6 protein-coding genes are annotated in these 7,877 nt (G+C 40.8%); all 6 read left to right on the top strand.

Annotated elements, in window-relative coordinates; translation table 11 throughout:
* Window positions 1–123 precede the first annotated feature (123 nt).
* On the top strand, window positions 124–2,067 hold the full coding sequence (locus tag G4P69_RS32685; RefSeq protein WP_208353975.1) for a DNA-primase RepB domain-containing protein: 1,944 nt from the start codon (window positions 124–126) through the stop codon (window positions 2,065–2,067).
* A 528-nt stretch (window positions 2,068–2,595) separates the two neighbouring features.
* The gene (locus tag G4P69_RS32690) at window positions 2,596–4,287 is read left to right on the top strand and encodes an IS200/IS605 family accessory protein TnpB-related protein (protein ID WP_208344509.1); all 1,692 of its coding nucleotides are present in this window, start codon (window positions 2,596–2,598) and stop codon (window positions 4,285–4,287) included.
* 2 nt (window positions 4,288–4,289) lie between these two features.
* On the top strand, window positions 4,290–4,757 hold the full coding sequence (locus tag G4P69_RS32695; protein ID WP_208344508.1) for a hypothetical protein: 468 nt from the start codon (window positions 4,290–4,292) through the stop codon (window positions 4,755–4,757).
* A 119-nt stretch (window positions 4,758–4,876) separates the two neighbouring features.
* Window positions 4,877–6,436 (top strand): hypothetical protein, encoded by a 1,560-nt coding sequence (locus tag G4P69_RS32700; RefSeq protein ID WP_208344507.1) that lies wholly within the window; start codon window positions 4,877–4,879, stop codon window positions 6,434–6,436.
* An 84-nt stretch (window positions 6,437–6,520) separates the two neighbouring features.
* A complete protein-coding gene (locus G4P69_RS32705) occupies window positions 6,521–7,204 on the top strand; it encodes a hypothetical protein (RefSeq protein WP_208344506.1) in 684 nt (227 codons plus the stop codon).
* A gap of 244 nt (window positions 7,205–7,448) precedes the next feature.
* On the top strand, window positions 7,449–7,877 hold a 429-nt coding region (locus G4P69_RS32710; RefSeq protein ID WP_208353978.1), incomplete at its 3' end, for a replication initiation protein.

Below are 7,877 nucleotides of genomic sequence, written 5' to 3' on the forward strand. Positions count from 1 at the left end.
AGTCACGGTTTAAACCGCGATTTGTATTTAATCGAACGTTTATAGTTCAAATTAAACCATAAATAGCGTACATATACGTCCAGCTTAAAAGTTCGTATAATTTGGACACCACAAGCCACAAAAATGGAAGAAAGGAAAAGACCTGAACCACAGCCCCCTAAGACACGCCAATACTATACCTGGCACGTTATTAAACAGCAGCTAGATGCTATGGGTGGTGACGGTAAATTTGAAATTGGAATTTACGATCGCCAACTGAAGCTGAACGAAGAAACGGGCGAGCTGCAAGAGCCTAAGCATCCTATGCAGACGAGGACTTTTACCAAAGAGACCATTCTCCGCTATGATCCGCAGACGGGTAAGACTCCCATTCTTTCCTGGTTACGCCACCAAAATACCCAAGGAAAGGATGTATTCATTCGGTTAGCTCCGACTATTGGCGGCAAATCTCAAGGTCTCATATTCGTTGATGATATAGATGGCATCAAGGTTGAAGAGCTAAAAGCAAAAGGTTTAGAGTTTGCTGTTCTGATGGAGTCATCTCCGAAGAACTTTCAAGGCTTTGTACGAGTATCAAATGAGCCAATAGATCGGGATACTGCAAGTCAGTTGGGTAAAATGCTAGCAGAAGCAGTAGGTGGTGATAGGGGGAGTGCCGGTTTTAATCATTATGGTCGGCTCAGCGGACTTACCAACCGGAAGCACGAACACCTGGGTATTTATTCTGGTAAACACGGCTTCCCTTATGTGAAGTTGGTTGAAGCTTCTGGGAAGTCAATGCGTAATGGGGTGCAGTGGGTTGAAAAAGCGAAAGAACGTGCGGCGATCGCCCTGCAAAAAGAGCAAGAAGCTGCCAAGCTGGTTGCTGGACTTGATCAAAAACCAGCGACAGAAGCTCAAAAAGCAAGAGCACTGCAACTCTTTGAGCAGCTGAGTGAAAAAGCAAGGACAAAATATTCTGGTCGTGACCCCAGTTCTGTCGATTGGGTGGCTCTTAAGCAGATGGCTAAACAGGGGGTGGGTAGTGATGCTTTACGCTATGCTTTGGAGTATGGAAGTCCAGATTTAGAGAAGCGCAAACCTGGGCATGTGACTGATTACGTTAATCGGACTGTTGCTAATATTTTCAAAAATAAGGAAGTTATTGAAGCCATTGCTCGCAGACAAGAACGCGCTGCTGCCAAGTCCCAGCCGTCCACAAAGCAGGAAGCAGATCCCAGACAGCTTATAAGTGAAGCTGACCAGAGGCATACCATAGGTCAATGGCAAGAGTATAAAGAGCGGGAACGAAGTAAGCTCGCCGCGACTCACGATAAGTCAGCGCGGCAATCAGAGAGAGGGGACACTCCCTCCTCTGATAAGAGCCAAGATAAGAACACACGAAAAACCAGCTTTCGCAGAAATTCTCGTCCAAGAGATTCCTACAAATTAAATGCAGAACAAATAACTAAGACTGAACCGGCAAATAACAATACAAATATTGTGATTGAGGCTGTAGGGGAATTGGATGCCCAAACAGTGGCAGCAATAATTGAGCAAGCCCAAAATTCCCCTAAGTCTGCTGAGCAAATTCGTAAAGCTGAATGGGCTTTGGGGCAGGATACTTCTAAGTGGCGATCGCAAGCGAAGGCCGAGTATCTTAGGGAACTTGGCAGAATGATCAGTGCGCATGGCAAAGAAGCTGCACTAAACCCCAGAACAGATGCACAGATAGCAGTTAAAATGCGAATTGCTGGATATTCGTATAACCAGATTTATTCTACTATTCGAGAGCAAAGTCCAATTTCGGTTTCGCTGCCGGATGCAAATTATCAAATAGAGTACCTTACAAAAGCTATCAAACCTAATCTCCAATCTTCTAAGGTGAGAACCGCAGCAGTTAACTTGCAATTCCAAAGGCGGCAGGAGGAAGCACCAAAGCCTGAGCATAGACTTGAACAGCTTGGATTGGCTACGCCCGTAGAATCTGCTCCTTCACCACCTCCCAGGGAGGAAGGGCGATCAGGAAACCACACACACAATCGACAAGAACCAAAGCGTTCGGCTGAGGGCGATCGAGAACGCTGATCACAATTAATTCCAGCGATTAAAATATATAACTTTAAGGCTTTTCAACTATTTGAGAAAGACACGCTGGAATTAGGGAGGTGATGAGAGTGTAATTTTACGATTACTAAGGATAAAGCTGACGAATCTCTTCTTAAACCTGAAGATATTCAAGGAGATGTGTCCAAACCCGAGCAGCAGAAGTTTGCGTCTCGTCCCCCTGTATGCCGTAAGGTTGAAAGTCTTGGAAAGAGGTTTACCTTAAAAGAAGCGGAATTAATATTTTCGTTATGTGAACAATTAAACGTTTAAATAGTTATTATCAACCACGATGCCAGTGCATCACCAGAACAAGAGCTAGTAAAGGATATTTTGGAAATCATTACAGTATTTTCAGAAAGATTGTACGGGATGAGAAGTCATCAAAACAAATTCCCAATAGAGGAATTGGATAAAAGTGCTAAAGATTTTCGTAAAATTACGAAATTTACTTAGAAAATTAGATATAATATTAATATACATAAAAACATTTAAGGAGGTGAAAGTAGCTTGTCAATAGTAACAATCCAAACAGTAGTAAAAAGTTCTCCAGAAAATGAAATAGGGTTAGATTACTTGGAAGAGTATGGAAAGGTTTTCGGACAAGCTACAAGAACCGCTTTTTCAATCCGTAATCGAATCGGAAAAACCGATAAAAAAGCATTTGAATTAGAAAAACTTATTTGCAAGGAACTAGAAACACGATACGGATTATCCAATACAGAAGCTAAAAACGCATACAATAAGGCGTCTGCTGTTTACGATTCCCAATTAGAATTAGTTGATTTGTACATAGAAGAGAATATAGACCGGATAAAGGGAATCCGCAAAACAATTAAAAAATTAGAATTTAAGCTAAACAAAGCGAATAAATCTGGCCAACAGACAGTAGTCAAAAACTTAAAAAGAAAAATTCATTTTAAAACCCAAAAGATTAACAAGCTAGAAGCCAAAATAAAACGGTTAAGAGAATCAAAGGCGGCTGGCACGCTTAGCGTAGTCCTTGGGACATCAAAACTATTTGAAAAGCAGTATAGATTAGAGCAGAACGGCTATAAATCCCATGAAGAATGGCTAGAAGATTGGAGAGATGCGCGTTCTAACCGTTCATTCTTCATTGGTTCTAAAAACTTTGCATCTGGCAACCAACTAGTAAGGTACGATGCTCAAACCAAAACCCTAACAATTACCGTCTCCCCTTGTCTCAGGGAGAAGTACGGAGATAGCGCAACCCTGCATAATATCAGCTTTCCTCGCGGTCAAGAGTGGTTGTTAGAGGCAAGCCAGATAGTAAGACATGTTTCCACCCGTAACGGAAAGAATGGGGAGAAGAAACAAGCTTCTAGGAATGGCAGTAAGCTACCCGTTACTTACGAGATGGTTAACCGAACGGGAAAGGTTTATATTAATGCGACTATAGAAACCTTAGATCCTCAAATTAAATCCTCTTTGGGGAATGGGGCACTAGGAATAGATTTTAATCCAAGTAGTATTGATTGGACATTGATTGACAGACACGGGAATCTGAAACGGCACGGTTCAATAAAAATCAATGTTCAGGATAAGCGTTCAGTGCAAACCAAAGATATTATCGGCAAAGCAGTAGCACAACTGGTCAGGATTGCTGCTGAACATACTGTTCCGATAGTGATTGAAGATTTAGACTTTGCCAAAAAGAAAGCGTCCATGAAGGAAAAGGGAGCTAAATATGCTCGAATGCTTTCTGGTATGGCTTATTCCCAGTTCCTCCAGATGATGGAATCGAGATGCTTGAAATCTGGAGTAGAACTGATAAATATTAGCGCTGCATATACTTCAGTCATTGGTCTGACAAAGTATATGGCAATGTATGGTTTAAGCTCTGGATGCGCGGCAGCGTTGGTAATAGCACGGCGCGGTCAGGGTAGAATCGAAAGATTACCTAATGGTCTTGACTCTTACTTCAAGAAGCCAGAGGACAAATTGAAGTCGGGGGCTTGGTCGAAGGTAGCTAAGAAAATTAATATTTGTGGTGGTTTTAACCGCCACAAATATTATTCTCTTGGTATCAAACAGGTACGAACTAACTGTTCGTTGCACGGCACGCCACGGCAAACGAAGATCTCTCGTAGATTTGATACTGTGCAAGTCTTATTGACTCCTCATATCCATCAAAAACCCCGCGCTATTGGTTCTCCTATCCTTAAGGGCGTAAATCCTTAAGTTTGCCTAGGTTTTTTGTAGCGCAAGCAAAAGCCGAGTATCTTAGGGAACTTGGTAGATTCATCAGTGCGCATGGTAAAGAGGCTGCATTAAATCCTAATACCGATGCTCAGATAGCAGTAAAAATGCGCATTGCTGGATATTCGTATAATCAGATTTACTCAACAATTAGGGAACAAAGCCCTGTTTCAGTTTCTATCCCCGATCCCGAATATCAGCTTGCCTATCTTCAAAAAGGTATAAGGCCTAATCTCCAATCTCCCCAAGTACGAAGTGCTGCATCCCAGGTGAGGTTTCAACGTCTCCAAAACGAAACAACAATCACTGAGCATAGACTTGATAAGCTAGGACTGGCCACTCCGGTAGAGGCTGACCCCGCCCCTCTCCCTAAGCAACAAACGCAACCGAGAAGTTTTCCTCAAAATCGTCAGGAAGCAAAGCGATCGGCTGAGGATGAGCGAGGAAGGTGATGAATTCATTTCAGTGAACATATTTAACCGCAACGGTTAATAATTTTAACTCAACGGCTTTTGATAGAAAATTATTTTTCAAGTTAAAATTCAGTAGATAGCGATTAAAAATTTTAGTAATGGCTGAAAATAAACAACAACCGCTAACTGATGAGAAATTGCAAGAGCTTAAAGACTTATATCAACCTGATGATTATGATGTTCTCCGTCCCGGAGAACCACATCGACCCTCCTTCAGTGCCAAAGTTTTAAAAGCTACGTATAGTCGAGTTAGAAGTCTGGTTTTCAAAGAAGCGGCAGGCGCTGCTGAGATCCCAGGTCTGAATTTCGGGTTGGCTTTATATGATACGTATGAATGGGGAATGGAAATCTACCATTTATATCGTGAAGAAAAAAAGATTCTTGCTGCTCTTAAGGAAAAAGAAAAGATCGAGGCATTGTTCAAAAAAAGTGATAAAATAGCCTTTTATAAGAAAATGGAGTCTGAACGCGCTACCGCATCTCGCCGATTGGAGAAAAACATAAAGTCTATTAATGATGAAGAGGAACAAATTCAACGTCTAGGCGCGCGTCTTTCATTAAAAAAAGATAAATACTCCATTGATCACCCCCATGAGCGAAATTTTGTTCAAACTAGTTTTGCTGCTGAAAAAGACATGATCAAAAGTAAGCTTGAACGGGTCAAGAACCGCTCGTTTGAGGAAAGAATTTCAAAAACTCATGACAATCCGTTAGCACAGAGAACTTTACAAAAAAATTTAAACGTAGCTGAGCAGAGAGCAATAAATTTTGAGAAAAACAAATTTGTAGGCAGTGCTGAGGACAAGCATCATTACTTATTGACTTATGCTGTTAAGAAACTTGGCAAGGAACATTTTGATCCTGTTATGCACCCGGAACGGATAACGAGGTTACATCAGTATTCCGCTCTAAGGCTTTATAGTGATGGTTATGCAAAACATGAGATTAAGTCAGCTCTTTCAAATGATGTTTTTATTAAAAATATGGAAGGTGCCAGCCAACATATTGAGGAGCTAACAAGCGACAGCCGTATACCTTACAAATCTTTGAATAACATACAAGATTGGAGAATAAAGAATGGAGTATCGTTGCTGGATAGAAGAACGCCTGCCGAGTACAACCTCGCTCAGGAGATGGTAAAGCGAGAAGAACAGTTACTTTCCTTTCACCGAGGTGAAATTAAATTTGCCGAAGCGAAAGCTGCTAAAGATAAGTATATCGAAGATTTCAAAAAAGGTATAGATCAAAAACTCAGCACCACTGATGAATATAGGGTTGAACTTGGTAGGAATCATGATTTGGGGATTTTCAATAATGTTGATGATAATATTTCTATAAAGCTCAAATTAGCTGGACATCGTGAAGATGAAATTATAAAGGCTTTAAATGAAGCAAGTCCTCATGCTTCAACCAAGGATTACGGGCAACTTAAATTTATTGAGGCTCGAAGATTTCTCATTACTCCCCAAGGGCGAGAGATGACTGAAACTATTAACCAACTAAAAGCTAAACATCCCCATCTAGAAAACGAGACTCGTCTAAACAGATTAAACCTTCATACTCAAGAAAATCCCAACATTTCTTATTATCGAGAAAATAATGTTCGTCATTTCGATAAGACAGTTGACTACTTGCATCCAGAGGAACGTGGTCGTTGACCATTTTTTTGTATTGGATTGACAGCAAATGATTTTAACCTTAACTTTAAATCAAGGTAGCTAAAAAGCTCGAAAGGCTGTGCTATGTATTATAGAATACATACTGACAACGTTTTCAACCCGATTGGTGTATGGCTATTTTCGGTGATAAGTCACCCTAAAGCAATTGTTATCAAAGAAGATTCACTCCTCTGGCAGCAGGTGGTCGCTCATAAAATTGAATTAGCAAAAGCTGTACTTGATTACGAAGGAGAGACCGCAGCAACGAGCTATGTAAAACTTACTAATAAAATTAGATTATTGCTTGTAGAAGCTGAAAGAACACTTTCAAATCTTAGTGACGATGAATATCATAGGAGACGCGATAATGCGATCGCTCATGGTCAATGGCGATTAGAACTTGCTGAGACCGGAAAGACTGTTGAGGATATCCAGAGGCTTGAGCGAGAAATTGAACTCCAGTACGTTGCTCAGGATAATAATGATGATAAAATTAAGATTTCTGCCTCAGACGTTGTTACAACAAATAATGTAGCTACGAAAGTTGAGTCAATTCCTGTCCATCAGACAGAATATGATTTTGGGAGTTATCTCAAGGAGCTTGAAGATCAAGACCACAAAGAATTCGAGAGAATTTTAAATTCGCCTTTAGAGAGAAAAACAATTCCAGAGCATGGTATTTTCTCATGGCTGTTTTTTGAATTCAGTATTTTTTTTCATCTTATTTTTATAAAAGTTAAATATGCCCAATTAAAGGGAAAATCATAGCTGTTTGCTACGGACTATCTTGTTATGAGTGTTGAAACGCTTCAAAACACTCTAATACTGCGACACTTCGTCTCATGAAAACTTTCACAATAATTAGAAGATGTAGCAAGCAATTGTATGTTGCTAAATAGTCACAATTATTACTAAATTGTTTTTTCTTTTAGAAAAAGTTAAAGCCCCTTCTTGGCAGAGCAAAAAAGAGGCTTTAACCGTATTTTTGAGAAAAAATGAAAGTAGTTAATATATGGAAACAAAGTCTCGCGTAGTCAAGCGAATTCAACAGGCGTCTGAAATTATTGTTGCGGGACCACCCCAGTCGGGCCAGCTAGTGTTCAGCCCCAGAGAGTTAATACAAACTACCCTCCCTCACTCAGATCCTGGTGAAGTTCCAATATGGCAGCGGCGCAATGGAAACTTCTCACTTGTCATTCAACCAGGTTATAGTTCTGCAAAACAGAGAATTATAGGCTACCCTTATGGCAGCATCCCAAGACTTCTCGTTCTTTGGATGACCGCAGAAGCACTTAAAACCAAACAACGCCGAATTTATCTGTGCGATAATCTGGCTGAGTTCATGCGTGAAATTGGACTCAATGACAAAAATGGTAATAGTGCTAGGAGTGACAGGTTTCGCTTATCAGACCCCCCCCCCCCCCCCCCCCCCCCCCCCCCC

The sequence above is a fragment of the Aetokthonos hydrillicola CCALA 1050 genome (genome assembly GCF_017591665.1).
Lineage (GTDB): Bacteria > Cyanobacteriota > Cyanobacteriia > Cyanobacteriales > Nostocaceae > Aetokthonos > Aetokthonos hydrillicola.

Excerpts from the sequence above, each read along its gene's own strand:
- G4P69_RS32700 (WP_208344507.1), top strand. The coding sequence starts at position 4,877 with ATGGCTGAAAATAAACAACAACCGCTAACTGATGAGAAATTGCAAGAG.
- G4P69_RS32705 (WP_208344506.1), top strand. The coding sequence starts at position 6,521 with ATGTATTATAGAATACATACTGACAACGTTTTCAACCCGATTGGTGTA.
- G4P69_RS32685 (WP_208353975.1), top strand. The coding sequence starts at position 124 with ATGGAAGAAAGGAAAAGACCTGAACCACAGCCCCCTAAGACACGCCAA.